Consider the following 21,513-nt stretch of genomic DNA (forward strand, 5'->3'; position numbering starts at 1 on the left):
TATGCCGCACGACGGGTGGTGGGGCCCGCTGACCAGGGTGGCGAGCCCCACCTTGCCCGTTCTAGCCGGCCACCCAGCTCGCTTCGCCGGCGCCGAGGTCGGCCGACGCGCCCCCGGCGATTTCCACGCGCCAGGGCAGCGAAGGACCCGAGCGCTCGACCCGGATCGCCGTGTCGTCCCGCGTCACCGTGAACGTGCTCTCGCCGACCCGCACGGACGTGCTGCCCTCGGCCGGCTCGAACACCCGCAGCGTCACGCCGTCGGCGTAGTCGTAGTCGGGCCGGTCGGTCCGGTTGCCGATCGGGATGACCGCACCCGGCCGCACCAGCAACGGCACGCTGCCGAAGCCGTGCGTCTCGTGCACCCAGCCCGGCCCCTCGACGACCTCGCCGGTCAGGAAGCTCGTCCACCGCCCGGCCGGCACGTAGTAGCTGACCTCGCCGCCCTCGCTGAACACCGGCGCCACCAGCAGGTCGCCGCCGAGCAGGTACTGCCGGTCGACGTAGGTCACCGCCGGGTCGTCCGGGAAGCCCAGCACCATCGGGCGCATCACCGGCAGGCCCTGCTCATGGGCCTGCCGCGCGGCTTCCCAGAGGTACGGCATGAGGCTGTGCTTCAGGTGCGTGAAGAAGCGCAGCACCTCGACCGACTCGTCGTCGAACAGCCACGGCACCCGGTAGGAGTGGTTGCCGTGCAGGCGGCTGTGCGACGACAGCAGCCCGAAGGCGATCCACCGCTTGAAGACGGCCGGGTCGGGCCGTCCCTCGAAGCCGCCGATGTCGTGGCTCCAGAAGCCGAAGCCCGAGCTCATCAGGGACAGACCGCCGCGCAGGCTCTCGGCCATCGACTCGTACGTCGCGGAGTTGTCGCCACCCCAGTGCACCGGGAACTGCTGGCCGCCGACGGTGGCCGACCGCGCGAACAAGACCGCCTCGCCCGCACCTCTCAAGGAAGCGAGGACGTCGAAGACGACCTGGTTGTAGAGCTGCGTGTAGTAGTTGTGCATCCGCTCGGGATCGGAGCCGTCGTGCCACACCACATCGGTCGGCACCCGCTCGCCGAAGTCCGACTTGAAGGCGTCGACGCCCATCTCGACCAGGGCGGCGAGCTTCGCGGCGTACCACTCGCGCGCGGCCGGGTTGGTGAAGTCGACCAGGGCCATGCCGGCCTGCCACTTGTCCCACTGCCAGACGTCGCCGTCGGCCTTCCGCAGCAGGTACCCGTTCTCGAGCCCCTCCGAGAACATCGCCGAGCGCTGCGCGATGTACGGGTTGATCCACAGAGAGGTCCGCAGGCCGCGGTCGTGCAGCCGTTTCAGCATGCCCGGCGGGTCGGGGAAGATCGCCGGGTCCCACTCGAAGTCGCACCAGTGGAACTCGCGCATCCAGAACGTGTCGAAGTGGAAGACGCTCAGCGGCAGGTCCCGCTCGGCCATCCCGTCGACGAACGAGGTCACCGTCTCCTCGTCGTACGGCGTGGTGAAGCTCGTCGTCAGCCAGAGCCCGAAGGACCAGGCCGGCGGCAGGGCCGGGCGACCGGTCAGCGCGGTGTACTTGCGCAGGATGTCGGCCGGGGTGGGGCCGTAGACGATCAGGTAGGACAGGGACTGCCCGGCCACGCTGAACTGGGTGCGCGACACCATCTCGCTGGCCACCTCGAACGACACCTTGCCCGGGTGGTCCACCAGGACGCCGTACCCGCGGTTGGTCAGATAGAACGGCACATTCTTGTACGCCAGTTCGCTGCTGGTGCCGCCGTCCTCGTTCCAGATGTCGATGCTCTGGCCGTTCTTCACGTACGGGCCGAAGCGCTCCCCGAGCCCGTAGACGGCCTCGCCCACGCCCAGATCGAGCTGCTCGTGCACGTAGTGCTCGCCGTCGGCGCTGTCGACGATGCCCATGCCGCGCCAGCCCGTGCCGGTGAGCCGCTTGCCCTCGGCGACGAAGTCGAGGCCCCACCTCTCGCCGGCGTCAAAACGCGCGGTCAGGTTGCCCGACGTCAAGGAGACACCCGACACCGTGACCTCGTGGTCCTCGGTCGCGATCTCGAAGGTGGGCCCCTTCGGCACGCTCCCGAGGAAGTGCCCGAGAGTCACCCGGATGACGTCCGGCATCGGCGCCTCGACCCGGATGGTGATCAGCGGGGTGTCGAGGGTGTCCGACCTGCTGCGTACCGGCTTGGTCGAGGCCCAGACGGTCAGCGCCTTCTCGTCGGCCTGGCTGTCCCGCAGCTGGGCCGGGTGCAGGACCGTGAGGCCCTCGCGCTTGAGCCAGTACCCGTCGGTGAACTTCATGGAGGTCCTTTACTTTCTCAGGAGCCTTCGGCTGGCTACTTGATGGCGCCGGCAGTGATGCCGCGGGTGAGCGTGCGCTGGAAGATCAGGAAGAAGAGCAGGGCCGGCAGGATGCCGATCAGGCCGGACGAGCTGGTCATGGTCACGTCCATCAGGCGGTCGCCCTGCAGCACACCGAGAGCCACCGGCACGGTCTGGTTCTCGTTCGAGACCAGGAAGACCAGCGGCAGGAAGAACTCGTTCCACGTCCAGATGAAGAAGAACGTGAACAGCACGCCGAGCGTGGGCCGGCTGACCGGCACGACGACGCTCCACAGGGTGCGCAGCTTCCCGGCCCCGTCGACGTCCGCGGCGTCCAGCAGCTCGGTCGGGAACTCCTGGTAGACCGAGGTCAGCAGGTAGGTGCCGAAGGCGGCCTGGATGACCGTGAAGATGATGACGATCGAGATCAGGCTGTCGTAGAGCTGCGCCTCCTTGGACAGGAAGTACAGCGGGTACACCAGCACCTCCTGCGGCAGCAGGTTCGCGACCAGGAAGAACACCAGGAACCAGAGCCGGCCCTTCACCTTGCCGATGCCCAGCGCGTACGCGTTGAGGACCGACAGCAGGACGCCGAGCACCGCCACCGTGAAGCTGGTGATGAAGCTGTTCCAGAGCTTCTGACCGAAGTCGACCCGGTTCCAGAAGTCGACGATGCCGTCCCAGTAGAGGTGCGGTGGCAACGACAGCGGCCCGCCGGTGGCGTAGTCGGCCGGGCTCTTCACCGCGTTGATGGTGATGATGAGCAGCGGCGCCACGACGATCAGCAACAGCGCGAGCAGGGCCGCCAGGATGACGAACCGAAGGGGGTTTGCCCGCTTCGCCGCCGGTGTTGCCGGGTCGGTCTTGGCCGGTGCCCGATTTGCGGTGAGAGTCATGCTTTACGCTCCGCGCGGTTCTGCAGGCGAAGGAACACGATGGACAGCGCGATGATCAGCACGGTCAGCACCGTGGAGATCGCCGAGCCGTACCCGACCTGGGCCTTCTCGAAGAAGTTCTTGTACGCGAAGTAGCTCGGCACGAGCGTGGCGTTGCTCGGCCCGCCGCCGGTCAGCACGAAGATCGGCCCGAAGATCTTGAGCGCGGCGATCGTGGTCGTCACCAGCACGACGTAGAACTCGGGCCGGATCAGATAAACGGTGATCTTCCGGAAGCGCTGCCACCAGGACGCGCCGTCCAGGTCGGCCGCCTCGTACAGCTCCGGGTCGACCCGCTGCAACCCGGCCATGAACATGACGATCGGGTAGCCCAGCTGAACCCAGATCATGATGCCCATGACGCTGTACAGCGCCGAGCCCGGCTCGCCGAGCCAGTTGTGGGCCAGCGAGCCCAGGCCGATCGACTCGAGGATCTTGTTGAGCGCGCCGTACTCGGGGTGCAGGATCCAGCCCCAGACGATGCCGGTGACCGCGACCGGGATGATCTGCGGCAGATAGAACCCGGACCGGAACAGCGACGCCCAGCGGTTGCTGAACTTCTTGGCCACGTAGTCGAACAGCACCGCGGCCAGGAACAGCCCCAGCAGCGTCGGCACCACGGCCATGGCCAGGATGAGCAGCAGAATGTTGCTGAACGAGCCCCAGAACAGCGAGTCCTCGAACAGCCGCGTGTAGTTGTCGAACCCGATCCAGCGCTGCTCGCCGACCCCGTTCCACTTGGTGAAGCTCGTGTAGACGGTCATCACCAGCGGCACGACGATCACCAGCAGGCTGGCCAGCACGCCCGGGATCAGGAAGGGCCAGTACCCCTTGCGCCTCATGTTTGCCCTCTCTCGGCACACGGGCGGGCCTTCTTGTGAAAGACCCGCCCGTGCCCTGATCACTTGCCGAGGTCGGCGAGGTTCTCGTTGTACGGCTTGGCGATCTCGTCGAGCACCTGGTCGGGCGTCTTGGAGCCGTTGATCAGGCCCTGCACGCCGGCGACGAGGACGTCGTAGTAGCCGGGGGCCGGCCAGTCCGGGTAGAACGCGAGGCCGTCCGCACTCGAGACCTTGTTGAAGTTCTCGATGAGCTCCTTGTTCTTGGGGTCGGTGATCGCCGAGGCGTCGGCCGCGACCGGCACGCCGCCGTTGTTGCCGAGCAGCGCCTGGATCTCCGGCTTCATGGTGATGTCGATGAAGTCGTACGCCAGCGCCTTGGCCTTGCTCTTCTCCGGCACCACCCAGAGGTTGCCGCTGGAGCCCGGGTGGAGCTTGTTGCCGGGGAACAGGAACGTGCCCCACTCGAAGCCCTTGATCTCGTTGACGAACCGGCCGTACCACCACGAGCCCGAGATCATGATCGGGAACTTGCCCTGGGTGAACGAGACGCCCATGTCCTCGGCCTTGATGCCGGCCGAGTTCTTGGCGATGTACCCCTTGTCGACCCACTGCTTGAAGGTGTCCGCGCCGTACTTGAGCTGCGGACCCTTGAAGTCGACCTTGTTCTTGTAGAGCTGGTAGTCGTCGACCCAGGCCCGGTCGGCCTTGGACAGCGCCAGCGAGTAGAGAATCTGCTGAGCCGGGTACTCGGCGCCACCGACCGCGAGCGGGGTGACCTTGTTCTGCACGAACGTGTCCATCACCTTGGTGAACTCGTCGAGCGTGGTCGGCACCTGCAGGTTGTACTTCTTGAACAGGTCCTTGTTGTAGTAGACCTCGACGTACTCGGCGTAGTTGGGCACGCCGTAGGTCTTGCCCGAGCCCATGATGCCGTCGTCGTCGTACTTCGTGGTCGTCTGCAGGCTCGAGTTGAGGGCCTTGTCCCACCCGCGCTTGCCCGACTCCTCGGTGAGGTCGGTGAGCAGGCCCTGCTTCGACAGCAGCCCCGCGGTGGCGTTGCCCTTGTTGTACTCCATGATGTCCGGCGCGCTGTCGGAGTTCAGGATCATCTGGGCGTTCTGCTGGATCTGCTCGAAGCTCTTCTCCTCGAACTTCACCTCGACGCCCGGGTGCGAGGTCTTGAACTCCTCGATGGCCTTGTTCCAGGCGACACCCATGGCGCTGTTCGGGCCTTCGTAGTGCCAAAGGTTCAAGACTTTGGCGTCGCTCCCCTCGTCGGACGACGAGTCCCCCGAGCCGCCACAGGCGGCAAGGGCGAGCGAGGTGGCAAGCAAGAGGGCACCGGCCGAGAGACCGGCTCGCGATCGAATCATGTCTTTTCGTCCTCCGGGAGGGGCTCCGTCGAAGCGCTTCGACGATGCGCCCACAGGTGCCAGAGCGAAATCGTCGAAGCGCTTCGACGCGGGACTTTGACAGGACGCTAGGCTCCGCCCCGCACAGATGTCAACGGTGTGACGAAGACATTTCCAAGACCGTGATCGCCCGGCCGGCCTCGACGGCGACGAGCGGACCAAGCCCCACGGACACGGCCCGGGGCGAGGCAACCGATCGCGCGGACGGTTCGTCCAAGTGCCCGACTCCACGAGCCGAGAGGGTGTTCGATGAAACAACCCGCCGTCCTGGTGACGCCGTTCCTGCTGACCGTCGGCGCGCTCGCCGCCTGTGGTGGGCCGAGCGACCCGCCGAACCGGGTGGGTCCGGCCACCGCGACGTTGCCGGCGTACGTCTCCCCGTCGGCGCCGTTCGTCGACCCGAGCCTCGGCCCGCGGCCGCCCGCGCGCGGATCCGGCGGCCCCAGCACCACCCTCAGCCCCGGCCAGGGCGTGCCCGCGGCGATCGATTGCGGCACCTTCGTGCTGGACCAGGGCGACACGCTGCCCGACAACCCCGCCCGCTGCTTCGTCGACGCCGCCCAGGCCGGCCACCCGGCCCGGCTGAAGGTCACCCGCCCCACTGTCGAGGGCGCTCCGATCCCGGTCACTTACACCGCGGGCGCGGACGGCCGCACCGAGGTCGTCACCGACTCCCGCCGGGACGGCTTCGGCCCGAAGCAGGTCACCCGGCAGACCTGTCAGGGCCCGTCCGTCGCCGACTACGGCATCGACTTCACCCGCTGCACCGAGCCGTCCCCGGCGGCAACCTGACGCGCCTTCCGGCGGCGGCGGGGGTGAAAACCCCCGGGCCGGGTCGGGGGGTTTCCGGCTTCTGACCAGCTACGGCGCTGCCTAGCGTCGTCTGTGTGATCGAACTACGGGAACTGACCAAACGATATGGCGGCCGGGTCGCCGTGGACGAGCTGAGCTTCCAGGTCCAGCCGGGTGTGGTGACCGGCTTCCTGGGCCCTAACGGATCCGGCAAGTCGACGACGATGCGGATGATCCTCGGCCTGGATGCGCCGGACCACGGCCAGGCCCTGATCGACGGCGTCCGGTACCCGGAGCTCACCTGGCCGCTGAGGACGGTCGGCGCGCTCCTCGACGCCGGCGCGTTCCATCCTGGACGCAGTGCCCGGGCGCACCTGGCCGCTCTGGCGGCCGGCAACGACATCTCAAGTTCCCGGGTCGAACTGGTGCTGGGCATTGCCGGGCTGTCCGATGTAGCCGCCCGACGAGCCGGCACCTATTCGCTCGGCATGCGGCAGCGGCTCGGCGTCGCCGTGGCTCTGCTCGGTGACCCGGGCATCCTCCTGCTCGATGAGCCCGTCAACGGGCTCGATCCGGAGGGCATCCGCTGGATTCGCGATCTGCTGCGCGGGCTCGCCGCCGAGGGCCGGACGGTGTTCGTGTCCAGCCACCTGATCGCCGAGATGGCGCTGACCGCGGACCGGCTAGTCGTCATCGGCCAGGGCCGCCTGCTGGCCGAGACCACCGTTGCCGCGCTCGCGGCCACTGACGACAGCCTGGAGGACGCGTTCTTCCGGCTCACCTCGCAGACCACCGACTATCGCGGAGGGACAGCATCATGAACGGCATCACCACGAAGGCGACCGACTACCGCGAAGACGGGAGGAGCAGAGGCCGCTACGGATTCCGTCAGGCGGCGCGGATGGAATGGATCAAGCTGCGCAGCGTCCGGTCGGCGTGGTGGCTGGCGATCGCGGCGGTGGCCTCGATGGCCGCGTCCGGGATCGGTGTGGGTCTCGGCTACCGGTCGCACACCCCGGTCGCCACCACCGCGCAGATCCTCAACAACAGCCTCAGCGGGGCGATCCTTGCCCAGCTGCTGCTCGGGGCGCTCGGCGCGCTGATGATGACCGGCGAGCACAGCACCGGAATGATCCGCTCGACGTTCGCTGCCGTGCCGCGTCGCCGGGTCGTTCTCGCCGCGAAGGCCGCCGTGTGCGGCCTCGCGACGACGACCGTCGGCCTGGTCGCGAGCTTCACCGGCTATCTGGGCGGGCAGCTCACCATCCGGGGCACGGCCATTCCAGCCGCTTCCCTCGGGGATCCGCCTGTCCTGCGGGCGGTCCTGCTGACCGGCCTCTACCTGAGCGCCACGGCGCTGATCGGCATCGGCCTGGGCACGATCCTGCGGCACTCGGGCGCCGCGATCGGCGTCCTGTTCGCCCTGATGTTCGTCCCGACGATCGTGGCCGGCCTGTTCGGCGAGGGCGGCGTCGCGATCGGCCGCTTCGTCCCGCTGCTGATGCTGCTCAACTCGGTCGCGGTGATCACGCCGGGCGCCGGGTTGTTCTCCGGCGCGGTCAGCGTGCTTCTGATGGGCGGGTACGCGGCGGTGGCGATCCTCGTCGGCGGCGTGCTCCTACGGCAGCGCGACGCGTGACCGACGCCAGGCAGCCCGACACGCGACACGCGGCGCGACGCGTGACCGACGACAATGGGCCGATGACCGCGCTGCGCGCCCCGTTCACCACCCTGGCCCTGCGCCGGACGGTGTTCTGTGTCGCCGGCGTGGTCAGCGCGGTCGCGATCCTGGCCGTCCCGGCGATCGTGCCGGGTGCGGCCGCCCTCATCCTCTGGGCCACCGGAGCCATGTCGGGCCAGTCGGCGCCGGTCGTCGCCCCGGTGTTCCTGGTCCTCTTCCCGCTCACCATCGCGCTCCTGGTCGTGCTGGCCACACCGGCCGGGCGTGCGCTGGGCGCCGTGCACCGCACGCTCGCGCGCCGGCTGCTCGACGAGCAGGTGGACGCCCCGCCGCCCCGGCGCGGCCGGCGGATCGCCGACGGGCCGGGCTGGCGGGCCCTCGGGTACGGCTTGCTCAAGGTGCCCCTGGCGATCCCCCAGGGCTACGGCGCCTTCTGCTACGTGTTCGGCGTGGTCAACCTCAGCTATCCGGTGTGGTGGCCGCTGTTCCGCAACCATCCGCCCGGCACGACCCTCGACCCGGTGCGCGCGCTCACGCCGTTCGGCACGCTGGGCACGCGGACGTTCGGCGGCACGTTGATCATCGCCGCCGCCGGTCTGGCCATGCTGCTGGTCGCCCCGTGGTTGATGCGGGCCGGCACGACGCCCGACGTGGCCGCGATGCGCCGGCTGCTGGGTCCGCCCCGGCTCGCCGAGCGGGTGCGCGAGCTGCAGGCCAGCCGGGCCCAGGCGATCGACGACGCGGCCACGATGATGCGCCGGCTGGAACGCGACCTCCACGACGGCGCGCAGGTCCGGCTGGCCACGCTCGCCCTGAACCTGGGCATGGCCAGGGAGAAGCTCGACGACGACCCCGAACAGGCCCGGGAACTGCTGGCGCTGTCCCACCAGGGCGCCAAGGACGCCCTGGCCGAGCTGCGCGAACTGGTGCGCGGCATCCATCCGCCGGTGCTCGACAACGGCCTCGGCGACGCACTGGCCACCCTCGCCACGAGCAGCGCCATACCCGTCACGGTCATCGTCGACCTGCCCGGCCGCCCGGCGGCCGCGATCGAGACCATCGCCTACTTCTGCGCCTCCGAACTGCTCGCCAACGCGGCCAAGCACAGCCGGGCGACCCGGATCGGCCTGTCCGTCACCGGGAGAAGGACGCCAAGCGTCGGGGGCCACCTGACGCTGAACGTCGAGGACGACGGCGTCGGCGGGGCCGACCCGGACGGTCCCGGGCTGTCCGGCCTGGCCCGCCGCATCGCCGTGGTGGACGGCCGGATGCGCGTGCACAGCCCGGCCGGCGGCCCGACCCGGATCGGGATCGAACTGCCCACGTACGTATGAGGGAAGGCGACAGCATGCGGGTGGTGATCGCGGAGGACGCCGCGATGATGCGCGAGGGTCTGGTCCGGCTGCTCACCGACCGCGGATTCGAGGTGCCGGCCGCGGTGGCCGACGCCGAAGCACTGCGGGCGGCCGTTCAGGAGACAGCACCCGACGTGGCCATCGTCGACATCCGGATGCCGCCGACGCACACCGACGAGGGCCTGCGCGCCGCCATCGACATCCGGCGCGACCATCCCGGGGTCGGCGTGCTGGTGTTCTCACAATACGTGGAGACCCGCTACGCCGGCCGCCTGCTCGCCGACCGGCCGAGCGGCGTCGGCTACCTGCTGAAGGAGCGGGTGGCCGACGTCGCCGACTTCGTGGACGCGCTGACCCGGGTCGCTTCCGGCGGCACCGCCCTGGATCCCGAGGTGGTCCGCCACCTGATGCGCGCCGGTCAGACGACGGCCGGGCTGACCCCGCGCGAGCGTGAGGTGCTCTCCCTGATGGCCGAGGGACGGTCCAACGCCGGAATCGCCGCCGCCCTGGTCATCACCCCCGGGGTCGTCGAGAAGCACGTGGCGAACATCTTCGCGAAGCTCGGCCTGCCGTCATCCGACAGCGACAACCGCCGGGTCCTGGCCGTCCTGCGCCATCTCCGTGGCTGACGTGAGAATGATCAGTTGCCGGGTCGCCCGGGTCATGGCGACATAGCGGTCGACCGCCCCGAAACGCTGCGGATCCACCAGGACGACGAGGTCGAACTCGAGACCTTTGGCCAACTGGGGAGTCAGCGATCGCACCCGCGGCGCCGCCGGGAACGACGGATCCCCGATCACGCAGGCGATTCCTTCCGCGTGCGCCGCCAGCCAGCCGTCGACGACAGCAGCCGACTCCGAAGTGGACCCGTAACGCACCGGCACCCCGCTGCTGCGGATGGACACCGGCACGTTGGCGTCCGGCAGCACCGCCCGGATCACCGGCGCCGCCGCGTCCATGATCTCCGACGGCGTACGGTAGTTGATGGTCAGCGACGTCAGGGTGACCCGGTCCAGACCCACCCGGGCCAGCCGCTCCGCCCACGACTCGGTGAACCCCTGCCGCGCCTGCGCCCGGTCCCCCACGATCGTGAAACTGCGCGACGGGCACCGCAGCAGCAGCATCTGCCACTCGGCGTCGGTCAGCTCCTGAGCCTCGTCCACCACGATGTGCGCGAACGGCCCGGCCAGTCGGTCCGGGTCGGCCCTGGGCACGGCCGCGTCGTCGACCAGCACGTCCCGCAGGTCCTGCTGCACCAGCATCCACATCAGACCCTCGCCGTCGTCGTACTCGCGCGACGCGACCAGGTCGTCCAGCACGCGCGACATGCCCGCCCGTTGCGCGGCCACCGCCGACTCCCGCTGCCGCCGCAGCCGCGCCGTTCCCGGATCGCCGACGCGGTGCCGCGCCGCGTCCAGCAACGGGAGGTCGGCCTGCGTCCAGGCGCGTGGTTCCGTACGCCGCAAGCTCTTGATCTCGGCGGCGCTCAGCCAGGGGGCACATTTGCGCAGATAGGCCGGCACCGACCACAGATCAGCGACGATGTCGTCGGGCGCCAGCACGGGCCACGCCCGGTGGAACGCGGACGCCAGGGCACGATTGCCGAGCAAAGCCTTCCGTACGAGATCCGCCGGCTCCTCCCCCGCGTACTTCGCCTCGAGGATCGTGAGCAGTTCCGCCCAGGCCTCCTCCCGCCCCTCGTTGTGCGGCGTGCCCGGCCCCGGAGCCGCGAACGCCTCGGCCCAGTCGTCGGCGGTCAGCCGGATCTCGTCGTCGTCCGTCTCGACGAGCATGCCCTGCGCGGGCGGCTCCTCGTAGAACCGGACCGCGGCCTCGATCGCCCCGACCATGGCCACCGACGCCTTGAGCCGCGCCACCGACACGTCCGTCTCCTCGGCGAACGAGGCGCCGCCGGGCACGAGATCGCGCAACGTGCACGTCTGCACCTCGTCCTCGCCCAGGCTGGGCAGCACGTCCGACACGTACGCGAGGTAGGGCTCGTGCGGCCCCACGAACAGCACGCGCCGGGGGTTGGCGTACTGCAGATACGCCGTACGGTGCAACGCCACCACGGTCTTGCCCGTCCCCGGACCACCGTCGACGACGAGCGCGCCGGCCGACCCGGCCCGGATGATCGCGTCCTGGTCGGCCTGGATCGTGCCCAGCACGTCCCGCATCCGGGCCGAGCGGTTGCTGCCCAGACTCGCGATGAAAGCGGACTGGTCGTCCAGCGCCGCATGCCCCTCGAGCGCGTCCGGCGTGAACACCTCGTCCCAGTAGTCGGTGATCCGCCCGCCCGTCCAGCGGTAGCGCCGCCGGCTGTCCAGCCCCATCGGGTTGGCGTGGGTGGCCCCGAAGAACGGCTCGGCCGCGGGCGACCGCCAGTCCACGAGCAGCCGCTGCCCGTCGCTGTCGGTCAGCCCGAAACGCCCGATGTAGACCGCGGACGAGCCGGTCACCATGCGGCCGAGGCAGATGTCCAGGCTGTAGCGCCGCAACGCGCGCAGCCGGCTGGTCAGCCGCCGCACCGCGTCGTCGCGGTCGACGGCCTGGCGCCCCTTGCCCGCGGGCGCCCTCCGCTCGACCTCCAGCCGGTCGTTCAGTTCGGCGATGGTCCGCTCGAGGCTGGCCTCGATCGCCGCGAAGTGTTTCTCGTCGTCCGCGATGAGCGCCGGATCGGCTTTGGCCTCAGATACCACAAAAGCGCTGGTCACGCAGCGATTCTGCGCCGTCACCGGGGCCTTGCGGCAAGACCCCCTTTGTGTTATACGTTAAACATGGCGAGAGGTGCGGATTCCCTTCCGCCGACGCGAGGTACGGCGCAGGACGCCAGACATCAGCAATGGCTCAAAGACCTGAAGCTCCTTCGTCGTGTCCGCGACCGGATCGACCGCGACTACGCCCAGCCGCTCGACGTCGAGGCCCTGGCCCGCGGCGTCAACCTCTCGGCCGGTCACCTCAGCCGCGAGTTCCGGGCCGCCTTCGGCGAGTCGCCGTACAGCTATCTCATGACCCGCCGCATCGAACGCGCCATGGCCCTGCTGCGCCGCGGCGACCTGTCCGTCACCGACGTGTGCTTCGAGGTCGGGTGTTCCTCCCTCGGCACGTTCAGCACCCGCTTCAGCGAGCTGGTGGGCATGTCGCCCAGCGCCTACCGCCGGTTCACCGCCGAGCAGTCCCAGGCCGAGGGCCTGCCGGGCTGCGTGGTCAAGCAGGCCACCAGACCGATCAGGAATCGAGAAGCAACGGCCGCCCCCGGCCAATAGCGTGGTCGGCATGAACCTCACCATTCACAACACGTTCCTTCCGGCCGACAACCCCGAGGCCTCGCTCGCGTTCTGGCGCGACACGATGGGCTTCGAAGTGCGCAACGACGTCGGGTACGGCGACATGCGCTGGATCACCGTGGGCCCGCCCGGGCAGCCGCAGACCTCGATCGTGCTGCACCCGCCCACGGTCGACCCCGGCCTCACCGACGACGAGAAGCGCACCATCGCCGAGCTGATGGCCAAGGGCAGCTACGCCAGCATCGTCCTCAGCGCGCCCAACGTCGATGAGGCGTTCGAGCAGGTGCAGAAGGCCGGCGGCGACGTCGTGCAGGAGCCGATCGACCAGCCGTACGGACTGCGCGACTGCGCCTTCCGCGACCCGGCCGGCAACATGGTGCGCATCAACCAGCAGTAGGAGCGAGCGGGGCTGTGCTGCCACGCTCGACGAGCGTCGGCGGCAGCAGCCGCACCTTCTCGGTCGGCCGCCCGTCGAGCAGCTTCATCGCCGTGGCCACGGCCAGCCCGCCCACGTCGTGGGCCGGGATGTCGACCGAGGTCAGCGGCAACGGCATGTTGAGGGCGACGTCCCGCGGACAGACCGCCACCACCGAGATGTCCGCGGGGACGCGCCGCCCGCTCGCCTGCAGCTCCTCGAGCACCATGCGCAGCGCCTCCTCGTTGTGCACGACCAGCGCCGTCACCCCCGGCAGCTGCGCGTCGACGTCGGCCAGGCAGGCCCGCACGCCCTCCCGGTCGGGCTCGCACGGGTGGGTCATCGTCTCGAGGCCCAGCTCCGCCGAGCCGATGGTGAAACCGGTCAAGAACCTTTCGGCGTACGTCGTCCCGCGCTTGTACACCGCGGGCGACGGACCCACGAGGGCGACTTTGCGGTGCCCGTGCCACGCCAGGTGCCGCAGAGCCTCGGCCGCAGCCGCCTCGAAGTCCAGGTCGACGCACACTATCCCGGCCGGGTCCGCCGGCAGCCCGATCAGCACCGAGGGCTGCTTCAGCCGGCGCAGAGCCTGGATGCGCACGTCGTCGCGTTCCACGTCCATGACGATGAGCGCGTCGACCATGGTGCTGTGCGCGACCCGTTCGAGGCCGGCCGTACCCTCGTCCTTGGTCAGCAGCAACACGTCGTGGTTGTGGGTGCGCGAGGCGGTGACCACGGCCGTCGCGAACTGCATGATGACGGGCACGTTGACGTCGGTACGCAGCGGAACGACCAGGGCCAGCACGTTGGTGCGGCTGCTGGCCAGCGCCCGCGCCCCGGCGTGCGGGTGGAAGCCCAGTTCGGCGATCGCCGCCTGCACCCGCTCACGGGTCTGCGCCGAGATCGGCCGGCGACCGCTCAAAACGTACGACACGGTGCTCGGTGACACGCCGGCCGCCCGGGCCACGTCGTTGATCGTCGCCATCCGCCCCCCTCATCCGCTGCTCACACTACTCAGCCCACCCCGATCGTCGAAGCGCTTCGACGATCCCTCCGCTCACCATAGATGCCGGTAAATGTCGTGTCCACCGGCCCCACTCCACCGCGAGCAGCAACAGGGTCACGCGGGAGCGAGGCCCGCGGCGCTACGGTCGAACACGAAGGTGGCCCCTTCCACGCACGGCCGGAGCAATCCCCTCGCGGCTGCCGAACGCCCCCTGAACCACCTCGACCGGGAGCAACGTCTTGTCCGAGCACGTACGCGCGGAACTCCACCGCACCGGCGGCTTCACCGGGCGGCCGCTGAGCGCCGTCGCCGACTCGCGCACCTTGCCGCCGGCCGAGTCCGCCCGCCTCCGCCAGGTGATGTCCACCCTGGACTTCGCCACCCTGCGCAGCACCCGGCACCCCACGGGCGGCGCCGACCTGTTCCGCTACGACCTGGTCCTGACCCGCGGCGACGACCACTGGCGCGGCACCGTCTCGCAAGCGTCCGTCCCACCCGCCCTCCAGCCGCTGCTCCAGCTCCTGGCCGGCATCGCGCACTGACCTCCGCGCCACCGCACCACAAGCGACCGAACCGCTCGGCTCAATCGCCCGCCGAGCTCGCCACCACACCACCAACCATCGAACCGCAAGGCTTACCAGACGTTTCATCCTGGCGCGGATGCCGTCGGCGTCCTTGGCCGCCCGCGCTCCGGATCGGCCTGGGTCGTCGTCGACCGCTCCATGTCGTCGGGTGCCGCAGGACTCCGCCTGTTAGATCATCGACGTCGATCGTTGAACGGGTGCGGCACGTGGCGATCTGACCAACGAGGAGTGGGCTGTGCCGGCACCGTTGCTGCCGTCGCAGCCGGTCCAGGGCCGCAGATGGCGTGATCACCGGCGCGCGAAGACATCGGACGCTCCCGTGGCGGGCCGACCACGAAGATCCACACTTTGGCTGGAGGCGGCCAATGTGCGCCTACGCCGACGGGCGTGCGGGCTTCCTGGTGGCGTGCGCGTCGGCGAACGCCCACACCGCCCTGCTGAGCGCGTCGGGGGTCTCGATCTGCGGCAGGTGACCGGCTTCCGGAAGCATCGTGAACTGCGCGCCAGGGATCACGTCGGCAAAGGCCCGGCCGAAGTCGGGGTCGCCGATCCGGTCGGCCTCACCCCAGACGACCAGGGTCGGGGTGCTCACCCCGCCCAGCCGGCCGGCCAGCGTCGGGTCGGTCATCGCGCGGCCGGCATAAGCCTCGAGGGCCACGCGGTTGCCGGCCATCGCGTCACGAACCTGCGGGGGCAGCCCAGCCGGGTCGACACCGTACGTCCGCGGGTCGTGGTAGCTGAGTTCGGCGAGCCCGGCGGGAGTGAGCGAGAAGAAATCGGCGACCGGGTGACCGGGCACCTCGATGCCGACCGCGTCGACGAGAACGCAACCGCTGACCCGGGGTGAGCGCAGCAGCGCCATCTCGGCGGTGATCCAGCCGCCGATCGAGTTGCCGACCACCGTGACGTCCCGCAGGTCGAGGGCGTCGAGCAGAGCGACGTACGTCGCGGCCAGCCCGGCGATCGAGTCGAGCGCGGCGGGGCGCGGGGTGGCGTTGAAGCCGGGGTGGACCGGGGTGAGCACATGCGCGTGCTCGGCCGCGGCGAACCGGTCGGCCCAGGGCGTGACGGTGAGCGGCCCCCCACCGCCGTGCAGCAGCAGGAACGGGTGGCCCGTGCCGCGCTCGGTAACGGCGAGGTCGACGGAGCCGATGCCCGGGACGGTGAGTGAATGGACGGTCATGCGAACGGCTCCTGGGCAGTGATGACGACGATTCGGGTTGCGTATATAAGGAACCTTAGGTCAGGTTCCTTATATACGCAACCTTGCAGTAGCCTCCCGGGATGAGCGCTTCTCTGCAGCAGGTCGGCCTGGCCGTCAAGCGGCTCCAGTGGCGGCACCACCGCGAGGCCAATCGCCGCCTGGCCCCGCTGGGCCTGTCGCTGGTGCAGTGGGACACCCTGCGCCACCTGCACGCCAACCCCGGCGCCTCGCTGCACCGGCTGGCCGAGCTCACCTTCCAGACCGACCAGTCGATGGGCGAACTGGCCAAGCGGATGGTCGACCGCGGGCTCCTCGAACGGGTCGAGGGATCGGGCCGCAAGGTCCAGCACCAGCTCACCGCGACCGGCGACGAACTCCGGCGAGCCGGCGGCGAGGCGGTCGACGGCGTCCTCACCGAGTCGCTCGGGCAGCTCAGCGCCGACGAGCGGGAAACCCTCCACCGGCTGCTGCTCAAAGCGGCCGAGCCGGGGTGAGCGCGCCCGTAGCCGACAGCCGCTGATCTGGCGAGGTCCGATGATCCGGTCGTAGGCTGCGAGCAGCGGCATCACGGGGAGGGCGGCCCGGCATGACGACGAACGGCAGATCCGCGCGACTTCTGCGCGGGTACGGGTGGTGGATCATCCTGGTGACCGTTCTGATCACCGCCGGGGCCTGTGCGCTGAGGCGCGTCGAGCCCGTCGGGCATCGATCGACGGCGACCGCCGTGGCCGGGCCGAAGCAGCGGGCCGGCTTCGCGCCCGTGCCCGTCGACGCCGGCACCGAGCGCGAGATCGCCCGCTCCGGCACCGTCCTGCGCGCGGCCGCCGAAGAGCTGGGCATGGCCGAGACGGACCTGGCCGACGGCCTCGACGTGGAGCCGGCCGAGCAGGGGGCGGCGATCACCATCGCCTACACCGGCGGCGACGCGGCCACCGCCCAGCGGCGGGCGCAGGCTGTCGCCGAGGAGTACGTGCGGTATCGCAACACCACGACCGTGCAGTCCGGCACCGCGGCCACCCTGGTTTCGCCGGCCGGCCCGGCTGAGGAACAGCGGCGTCCGCTCTGGCTCTGGCTCGCCGCCGGTGCGGTCGCCGGGCTGCTGCTGGGCCTGATCAGCGCGTACGCGGTGGCCCGCCGCCGCGACCGGCTGCGCGGGCGCGCCGACTACGAGCAGCAGACCGGGCTGCCGGTGCTGGCCACGATCCCGCGGGCGCGGCGCTCGCGGGGGCCGGGCGCGCCGCTGCCGGTGATGCTGCGCTCCCCCGGCTCGGCCGACGCCGAGGCCTACCGGTACCTGCGCGCCCGCCTCGAACCGCTGCTGGGGCGCCCGGCAACCGTGCTGATCGCCGGTGGCCGCGACGGCGAGGGCCGCAGCACCACGGCCGCCAACCTGGCCGTCGCGCTGGCCCAGTCCGGCCGCCGGGTCGTGCTGGTCGACGCCGACGTCCGCCGGCCCGCGCTGCATCTGATGTTCGATCTGTCCCGCGACCGCGGGCTGACCAACGTGCTGACCGGCCGGCACCGGCTCACCGAGACCCTCGCGGCCGGCGCCATCGTCAACCTGCGGGTGCTGGCCGTGGGGGCCGAGCGTGACAACAGCGCCGACCTGCTCGCCGGGGGCGGCCTCACCGGCCTGCTGCACGAGCTCAAGGAGCAGTGCGACGTCGTGGTGCTCGACTCGCCGGCCCTGCTGGAGGTGGCCGACGGCCTCGGGCCGGCCGCCTGCGCCGACCAGATCCTGGTGGTCACCGACTATCGCCGGGCCACCCGGGCCGATGCCGTCCGGGTCGCCGCCGAGCTCGAGCACGTCGCGCCGGGCCGCGTCTCGGCGGTGCTGATCGGGCTGCCCGAGCGCGACGGCGGCCTGCGCCCTCGCGATCAGGTGGGCCGCACCGACCGCTTCGAGGTTCTGGACGGCCCAGCCGAGCATGCGCCGCCGCCCCGGGAAGAACCGGAAGAACCGGCGCCGGAGCAACCGGACTCGGCGGAGAAGGCGAAGCCGGTCAGCGCGAAGGCGGCCATCCCCAAGCCGCGCGTCTACACGTCCGCCGCCGCCAAGGCCGAGGCCGAGGCCCGGGTGCAGGCGAAGGCGGCTGCCGAGGCGAAGAGCGAGGAATGACCCGGGTGGTGGCCACCGGGAGGGACAGGTTAGGTTAGCCATACCTTGCACAGTCCCCCTGGAGGCCCCCGTGACTCAGACCGCTGACCCGGCCGTGGCGACGGTGCCGTGGCGGTTCTTCGCCGCCGAGGTTCGCGAGGTGCGGCGGCTGAGCCCCCGCTTCGTCCGGGTGACCTTCACCGGCGACGAGCTCGACCGCTTCGCCGACAACGGCTTCGACCAGCGGATCAAGCTGATCCCGCCGCTGCCCGGCTCGGGGCTGGCCCACCTGCCGACCAGCGAGGACTGGTACGCGCAGTGGCGTGCCCTGCCCGAGGAGCACCGCAATCCCATCCGTACGTACACCGTGCGCGCCGTCCGCCCCGAGCTGCGGGAGGTCGACATCGACATGGTGCTGCACGGCGTCAACGGCCCCGCCTCGCGGTTCGCCGCCGAGGCCGGCCCGGGCACCCCGGCGTACCTGCTGGGCCCGAACGCCGATTTCGACGGGGTGCACGGGGGCATCGACTTCCACCCGCCGGCTCACACGGACTGCATCCTGCTCGGTGGTGACGAGACGGCGGTGCCGGCCATCGCCGGGATTCTGGCCGGTCTGCCCGCCGACGCGCGCGGCGAGGTGCTGCTCGAGGTGCCCTCGGCCGGGGACGCGCTGCAGCTGACCGCCCCGGCGGGCGTGCGGGTCACCTGGCTCGCCCGCGACGACGACGCCTACGGCGCCAAGCTCATTCCCGCCGTACGCGCGGCCAGCCGCCGCATCCTCGGTGACGAGCAGGTCGGTCCACCCGTCGAGCTCGAGGACGTGGACGTCGACCACGACGTGCTCTGGGAGGTGCCCGAGGAGGTCACCGACGTGAGCCGCTTCTACGCCTGGCTGGCCGGCGAGGCGGGCATGATCAAGCTGCTGCGCCGCCACCTGGTCGCCGAGTGCGGTGTCGACCGGCGCCTGGTGGCCTTCATGGGGTACTGGCGTCTCGGACGGGCGGAAGGCAACTAAGACCCGTTTCCGCCGGATTCCTCCGGCGGTGTGGCTTTTCGCCTAGCGTTTTTTGGTGAGGCCACGTCCGCGTGCGGCCGTCAGCTGAGCCGCGCCTGAAGGGCCCGGCTCCACAGAGCCCGAGGAGGAAGACATGTGGAACACCTCGGCGCCCCAGCAGGGTCCGGTCGTCCTGCTCGTGGAGGACGACGAGGACCTGCGCGACATGACGACGCAGATGCTCGAACTGCGCGGCTTCCAGGTGCTGGCCGCGAACGACGCGGTCAGCGCCATCACCAAGTGCAAGGTGCACGAGGGGAAGATCGACGTGCTCCTGACCGACCTCGGCCTGCCCGGCGTCTCCGGCGGCGAGCTGGCACGCTCGGCGCAGGCCGTCCGGCCGGGCATGGAGACGGTCTACATCTCCGGCATGCCGCAGGAGATCGCGATCCGCCGGGGCATCATCAAGCGCGGGGCTTCCTTCATCGCCAAGCCGTTCACGGCCGAGCAGCTGGCCGGCACTCTGAGGTCGGTCCTGGCCCAGAACAACAGCAACGCCCCTGCACCCTGACCTGACCTGGCTCAATTCGGTCCGGCCGGTTCCGATTCATAGGGCACAGGCCGGGAGAACCCGGCCGGCCAGATGATCCGGGGGGACCCCATGCTGCCTTTCCACTACGTCGCTGCCTACCTCCAGTCGCGTCTGACCAGCGCCGGCGAGCGTCTGGCCAAGAAGGGCGACGAGGGCGCGACCGCCGTCGAGTACGGCCTGCTCATCTCGCTCGTCGCCGTCGTCATCATCGTCGGCGCCACGACGTTCGGCAATCAGATCAGCGCTCTGTTCACCGCTGTCGCCGGCAAGATCAAGATGCCGGCGTAAGGATGAAAGGCCGGTAGTCACGGCAGTGCTCACCGCCGTTCGTAGTCTCCTCAGCCCCAGGCCGCGCACCGCGCGTCGGTCGGCCCGGGGCGAGGAGGGCGCGGCCGCGGTGGAGGCGGCCATCGTGCTGCCGCTGATCCTGCTGGTGCTGTTCGGCATCATCGACTTCGGCCGGGCCCTCCAGCAGCAGGCTCTACTCACCGCCGCCGTCCGCGAAGGCGCGCGTACAGCCGCGCTGAACGGCACCTCCGCCACCGTGACAGCCAAGGTGCAAAGCGTCGCCGGCACCGATGCCGCCGTGACCAGCACCCTCTGCACCGGCGGATCCGCGGTGACCGCCGACGCGTCGGTGACCGCGACCCAGCCCTTCACGGCGCTCACGCCCGTGTTCGTGCTGATGCAGTACTACGGCAGCACGGCCAGTCTCACCACGCTCAGAGCCAGCGGGGTCATGGCATGCACGGGCTGACCCGCAAGCCTCCCCTCCTCCAGGTCCGTCGCGGTTGGCGACGGGCCTTGCGGCGTACCCGCTCCGAGCACGGCGTTGTGGCGGCGCTGTTCGCCGTGATGGTGAGCACCGGCGTCGTCATCGCCATGGGCGCGCTCGTCATCGATGTCGGGCAGATCGCGCTCGAACGCCAGGAGCTGCAGACCGGGGCCGACGCCGCCTCGTGGACGATCGCGTCCCGGTGCGTCCAGAAGCCCGCCGACTGCACCATGGCCAAGCAGAGCCTGGTCGCGTCGGACTACGCGAACCGCAACACCAAGGACGGGTCGGCCGACGCGCAGATCTGCCTGTCGAACCAGACCGCCCTGTGCACCGCGTGGAAGAGCCCGGGCGCGTGCCCGCCCACCACCGTCACCGGTGGCACCTCGGTCGAAGTGCGCACGTCCACCCGTACGGGAACCTCGACCCTGCTTCCACCGGCCTTCGCCAGTGCCATGTCCGGTTCGGTGAGCTCGGGGGTCATGGCCGGCGCCTGCGGGCGGGTGGCCTGGGGACCGCCGGGCATCACCAAGGTGCTCGCGATGGGCATCTCGATGTGCGACTGGAAGCGCATGACGGCCAACGGGTCCACCTTCTACGGCCCGTTGAGTCCCCTGCTGAGTCAGCTCGGCCTCTACTCGGTCCTCGGCCTGCCCGCGCCGACCGCGGCCGCCGAGAGCGCCATCCCCATGGTGACATCGGCGAAGGTCTTACTTCCGCTTCCGTCCTGCACCTCACCGATCGACCTGACCGAGCCACGCGGCTGGGTCTGGCTGGCCGACAACGACCTCTCCCCACCCGACGCCAACTGCGAGCTGACGCTCAAGGTAGGTGATCTGCCCCGCTCGTTCCTGCTCTCCGGCCTGACCCAGGGCATTCCGTGCGCGGGTCGGCTGCAGGCCCAGCTGGCCAGCCGGCAGCCGGTGCTCGTGCCCATCTACGACGAGGTGCAGGGCCTGCTGTCGCTCGCGCCCGCCTATCGCATCGCCGGGTTCGCGCCGTTCGTCTTCACCGGCTACACGAGCCTGCTCGGCGGCCTGTTGAGCGGGGTCGGCAGCCTGCTCAACGGCGGTCTGCCGGGACTGCTGCAGAGCGCGCTGTGCGGACTGTCGCAGTGCATCCTCGGCTACTTCACCAAGACGCTCGTGCCCCTCGACAGTCCGACGTTCGGCACGGGCCCGAACTTCGGCGCCACGGTCATCGGGCGTACGGGATGACGGGGTCGCG

At 70.3% G+C, this 21,513-nt stretch carries 22 protein-coding genes; 15 read left to right on the top strand and 7 right to left on the bottom strand.

Annotated elements, in window-relative coordinates; all coding sequences use genetic code 11:
* Positions 1-61 precede the first annotated feature (61 nt).
* From yicI to LXN57_RS09680, 4 genes are read right to left on the bottom strand one after another with little or no spacing between them, the layout of a single operon-like run.
* Entirely contained in the window at positions 62-2,293 is a 2,232-nt protein-coding gene (gene yicI, locus LXN57_RS09665) for an alpha-xylosidase (protein ID WP_251797690.1), read from the bottom strand.
* 35 nt (positions 2,294-2,328) lie between these two features.
* The gene (locus LXN57_RS09670; protein WP_251797691.1) at positions 2,329-3,210 is read right to left on the bottom strand and encodes a carbohydrate ABC transporter permease; all 882 of its coding nucleotides are present in this window, start codon (positions 3,208-3,210) and stop codon (positions 2,329-2,331) included.
* On the bottom strand, positions 3,207-4,091 hold the full coding sequence (locus LXN57_RS09675) for a carbohydrate ABC transporter permease (RefSeq protein ID WP_251797692.1): 885 nt from the start codon (positions 4,089-4,091) through the stop codon (positions 3,207-3,209). Before LXN57_RS09675 ends, LXN57_RS09670 begins: the two co-directional genes overlap by 4 nt.
* Positions 4,092-4,150: 59 nt before the next feature.
* A complete protein-coding gene (locus tag LXN57_RS09680) occupies positions 4,151-5,464 on the bottom strand; it encodes an extracellular solute-binding protein (RefSeq protein ID WP_251797693.1) in 1,314 nt (437 codons plus the stop codon).
* A gap of 288 nt (positions 5,465-5,752) precedes the next feature.
* On the opposite strand from LXN57_RS09680, the gene LXN57_RS09685 reads away from it, so the two are divergent.
* From LXN57_RS09685 to LXN57_RS09705, 5 genes are all read left to right on the top strand, one after another.
* On the top strand, positions 5,753-6,295 hold the full coding sequence (locus LXN57_RS09685) for a hypothetical protein (protein ID WP_251797694.1): 543 nt from the start codon (positions 5,753-5,755) through the stop codon (positions 6,293-6,295).
* Positions 6,296-6,390: 95 nt separating this feature from the next.
* Positions 6,391-7,116 (top strand): ATP-binding cassette domain-containing protein, encoded by a 726-nt coding sequence (locus LXN57_RS09690; protein WP_251797695.1) that lies wholly within the window; start codon positions 6,391-6,393, stop codon positions 7,114-7,116.
* Positions 7,113-7,934, top strand: a complete 822-nt coding sequence (locus LXN57_RS09695) for an ABC transporter permease (RefSeq protein WP_251797696.1) — start codon at positions 7,113-7,115, stop codon at positions 7,932-7,934. The genes LXN57_RS09690 and LXN57_RS09695 overlap by 4 nt, the downstream gene beginning before the upstream one ends.
* 62 nt (positions 7,935-7,996) lie before the next feature.
* Positions 7,997-9,310 carry a sensor histidine kinase gene (locus LXN57_RS09700; RefSeq protein WP_251797697.1) on the top strand — a complete coding sequence of 438 codons (1,314 nt, stop codon included), beginning with the start codon at positions 7,997-7,999 and terminating at the stop codon, positions 9,308-9,310.
* 14 nt (positions 9,311-9,324) lie between these two features.
* Positions 9,325-9,960, top strand: a complete 636-nt coding sequence (locus LXN57_RS09705; protein ID WP_251797698.1) for a response regulator transcription factor — start codon at positions 9,325-9,327, stop codon at positions 9,958-9,960.
* Here the strand turns inward: LXN57_RS09705 and helR are convergent.
* Positions 9,904-12,045 carry an RNA polymerase recycling motor ATPase HelR gene (gene helR / locus LXN57_RS09710; RefSeq protein WP_251797699.1) on the bottom strand — a complete coding sequence of 714 codons (2,142 nt, stop codon included), beginning with the start codon at positions 12,043-12,045 and terminating at the stop codon, positions 9,904-9,906. The genes LXN57_RS09705 and helR overlap by 57 nt on opposite strands.
* 63 nt (positions 12,046-12,108) lie before the next feature.
* On the opposite strand from helR, the gene LXN57_RS09715 reads away from it, so the two are divergent.
* Both LXN57_RS09715 and LXN57_RS09720 read left to right on the top strand, forming a co-directional pair.
* On the top strand, positions 12,109-12,597 hold the full coding sequence (locus LXN57_RS09715) for a helix-turn-helix transcriptional regulator (RefSeq protein WP_251797700.1): 489 nt from the start codon (positions 12,109-12,111) through the stop codon (positions 12,595-12,597).
* 10 nt (positions 12,598-12,607) lie between these two features.
* On the top strand, positions 12,608-13,015 hold the full coding sequence (locus LXN57_RS09720; RefSeq protein ID WP_221379621.1) for a VOC family protein: 408 nt from the start codon (positions 12,608-12,610) through the stop codon (positions 13,013-13,015).
* On the opposite strand, the gene LXN57_RS09725 is transcribed toward LXN57_RS09720, so the two are convergent.
* The gene (locus tag LXN57_RS09725) at positions 13,002-14,018 is read right to left on the bottom strand and encodes a LacI family DNA-binding transcriptional regulator (protein WP_251797701.1); all 1,017 of its coding nucleotides are present in this window, start codon (positions 14,016-14,018) and stop codon (positions 13,002-13,004) included. The genes LXN57_RS09720 and LXN57_RS09725 overlap by 14 nt on opposite strands.
* A gap of 260 nt (positions 14,019-14,278) precedes the next feature.
* On the opposite strand from LXN57_RS09725, the gene LXN57_RS09730 reads away from it, so the two are divergent.
* Entirely contained in the window at positions 14,279-14,581 is a 303-nt protein-coding gene (locus tag LXN57_RS09730; RefSeq protein WP_251797702.1) for a protealysin inhibitor emfourin, read from the top strand.
* Positions 14,582-14,996: 415 nt separating this feature from the next.
* On the opposite strand, the gene LXN57_RS09735 is transcribed toward LXN57_RS09730, so the two are convergent.
* The gene (locus tag LXN57_RS09735; RefSeq protein ID WP_251797703.1) at positions 14,997-15,806 is read right to left on the bottom strand and encodes an alpha/beta fold hydrolase; all 810 of its coding nucleotides are present in this window, start codon (positions 15,804-15,806) and stop codon (positions 14,997-14,999) included.
* 101 nt (positions 15,807-15,907) lie between these two features.
* Here LXN57_RS09735 and LXN57_RS09740 point away from each other — a divergent pair, with 101 nt between their 5' ends.
* From LXN57_RS09740 to LXN57_RS09770, 7 genes are all read left to right on the top strand, one after another.
* Positions 15,908-16,321, top strand: coding sequence for a MarR family winged helix-turn-helix transcriptional regulator (locus tag LXN57_RS09740; RefSeq protein ID WP_221379625.1), 414 nt, complete (start codon positions 15,908-15,910; stop codon positions 16,319-16,321).
* 92 nt (positions 16,322-16,413) lie between these two features.
* Entirely contained in the window at positions 16,414-17,946 is a 1,533-nt protein-coding gene (locus LXN57_RS09745; protein WP_251797704.1) for a tyrosine-protein kinase domain-containing protein, read from the top strand.
* Between the two features lie 70 nt (positions 17,947-18,016).
* On the top strand, positions 18,017-18,940 hold the full coding sequence (locus tag LXN57_RS09750; protein ID WP_251797705.1) for a siderophore-interacting protein: 924 nt from the start codon (positions 18,017-18,019) through the stop codon (positions 18,938-18,940).
* Between the two features lie 133 nt (positions 18,941-19,073).
* Entirely contained in the window at positions 19,074-19,490 is a 417-nt protein-coding gene (locus tag LXN57_RS09755; protein ID WP_251797706.1) for a response regulator, read from the top strand.
* A gap of 90 nt (positions 19,491-19,580) precedes the next feature.
* Positions 19,581-19,799 carry a Flp family type IVb pilin gene (locus tag LXN57_RS09760; RefSeq protein WP_251797707.1) on the top strand — a complete coding sequence of 73 codons (219 nt, stop codon included), beginning with the start codon at positions 19,581-19,583 and terminating at the stop codon, positions 19,797-19,799.
* A 109-nt stretch (positions 19,800-19,908) separates the two neighbouring features.
* Entirely contained in the window at positions 19,909-20,268 is a 360-nt protein-coding gene (locus LXN57_RS09765; protein WP_251797708.1) for a TadE/TadG family type IV pilus assembly protein, read from the top strand.
* Between the two features lie 47 nt (positions 20,269-20,315).
* The gene (locus LXN57_RS09770) at positions 20,316-21,503 is read left to right on the top strand and encodes a pilus assembly protein TadG-related protein (protein ID WP_251797709.1); all 1,188 of its coding nucleotides are present in this window, start codon (positions 20,316-20,318) and stop codon (positions 21,501-21,503) included.
* The last annotated feature ends 10 nt before the right edge of the window (positions 21,504-21,513 follow it).

Source organism: Paractinoplanes hotanensis (assembly GCF_023717965.1).
GTDB classification, from domain to species: Bacteria; Actinomycetota; Actinomycetes; order Mycobacteriales; family Micromonosporaceae; genus Actinoplanes; species Actinoplanes polyasparticus.

Excerpts from the sequence above, each read along its gene's own strand:
- yicI (WP_251797690.1), bottom strand. The coding sequence starts at position 2,293 with ATGAAGTTCACCGACGGGTACTGGCTCAAGCGCGAGGGCCTCACGGTC.
- LXN57_RS09670 (WP_251797691.1), bottom strand. The coding sequence starts at position 3,210 with ATGACTCTCACCGCAAATCGGGCACCGGCCAAGACCGACCCGGCAACA.
- LXN57_RS09675 (WP_251797692.1), bottom strand. The coding sequence starts at position 4,091 with ATGAGGCGCAAGGGGTACTGGCCCTTCCTGATCCCGGGCGTGCTGGCC.
- LXN57_RS09680 (WP_251797693.1), bottom strand. The coding sequence starts at position 5,464 with ATGATTCGATCGCGAGCCGGTCTCTCGGCCGGTGCCCTCTTGCTTGCC.
- LXN57_RS09685 (WP_251797694.1), top strand. The coding sequence starts at position 5,753 with ATGAAACAACCCGCCGTCCTGGTGACGCCGTTCCTGCTGACCGTCGGC.
- LXN57_RS09695 (WP_251797696.1), top strand. The coding sequence starts at position 7,113 with ATGAACGGCATCACCACGAAGGCGACCGACTACCGCGAAGACGGGAGG.
- LXN57_RS09700 (WP_251797697.1), top strand. The coding sequence starts at position 7,997 with ATGACCGCGCTGCGCGCCCCGTTCACCACCCTGGCCCTGCGCCGGACG.
- LXN57_RS09705 (WP_251797698.1), top strand. The coding sequence starts at position 9,325 with ATGCGGGTGGTGATCGCGGAGGACGCCGCGATGATGCGCGAGGGTCTG.
- LXN57_RS09715 (WP_251797700.1), top strand. The coding sequence starts at position 12,109 with ATGGCGAGAGGTGCGGATTCCCTTCCGCCGACGCGAGGTACGGCGCAG.
- LXN57_RS09720 (WP_221379621.1), top strand. The coding sequence starts at position 12,608 with ATGAACCTCACCATTCACAACACGTTCCTTCCGGCCGACAACCCCGAG.
- LXN57_RS09725 (WP_251797701.1), bottom strand. The coding sequence starts at position 14,018 with ATGGCGACGATCAACGACGTGGCCCGGGCGGCCGGCGTGTCACCGAGC.
- LXN57_RS09735 (WP_251797703.1), bottom strand. The coding sequence starts at position 15,806 with ATGACCGTCCATTCACTCACCGTCCCGGGCATCGGCTCCGTCGACCTC.
- LXN57_RS09740 (WP_221379625.1), top strand. The coding sequence starts at position 15,908 with ATGAGCGCTTCTCTGCAGCAGGTCGGCCTGGCCGTCAAGCGGCTCCAG.
- LXN57_RS09745 (WP_251797704.1), top strand. The coding sequence starts at position 16,414 with ATGACGACGAACGGCAGATCCGCGCGACTTCTGCGCGGGTACGGGTGG.
- LXN57_RS09755 (WP_251797706.1), top strand. The coding sequence starts at position 19,074 with ATGTGGAACACCTCGGCGCCCCAGCAGGGTCCGGTCGTCCTGCTCGTG.
- LXN57_RS09760 (WP_251797707.1), top strand. The coding sequence starts at position 19,581 with ATGCTGCCTTTCCACTACGTCGCTGCCTACCTCCAGTCGCGTCTGACC.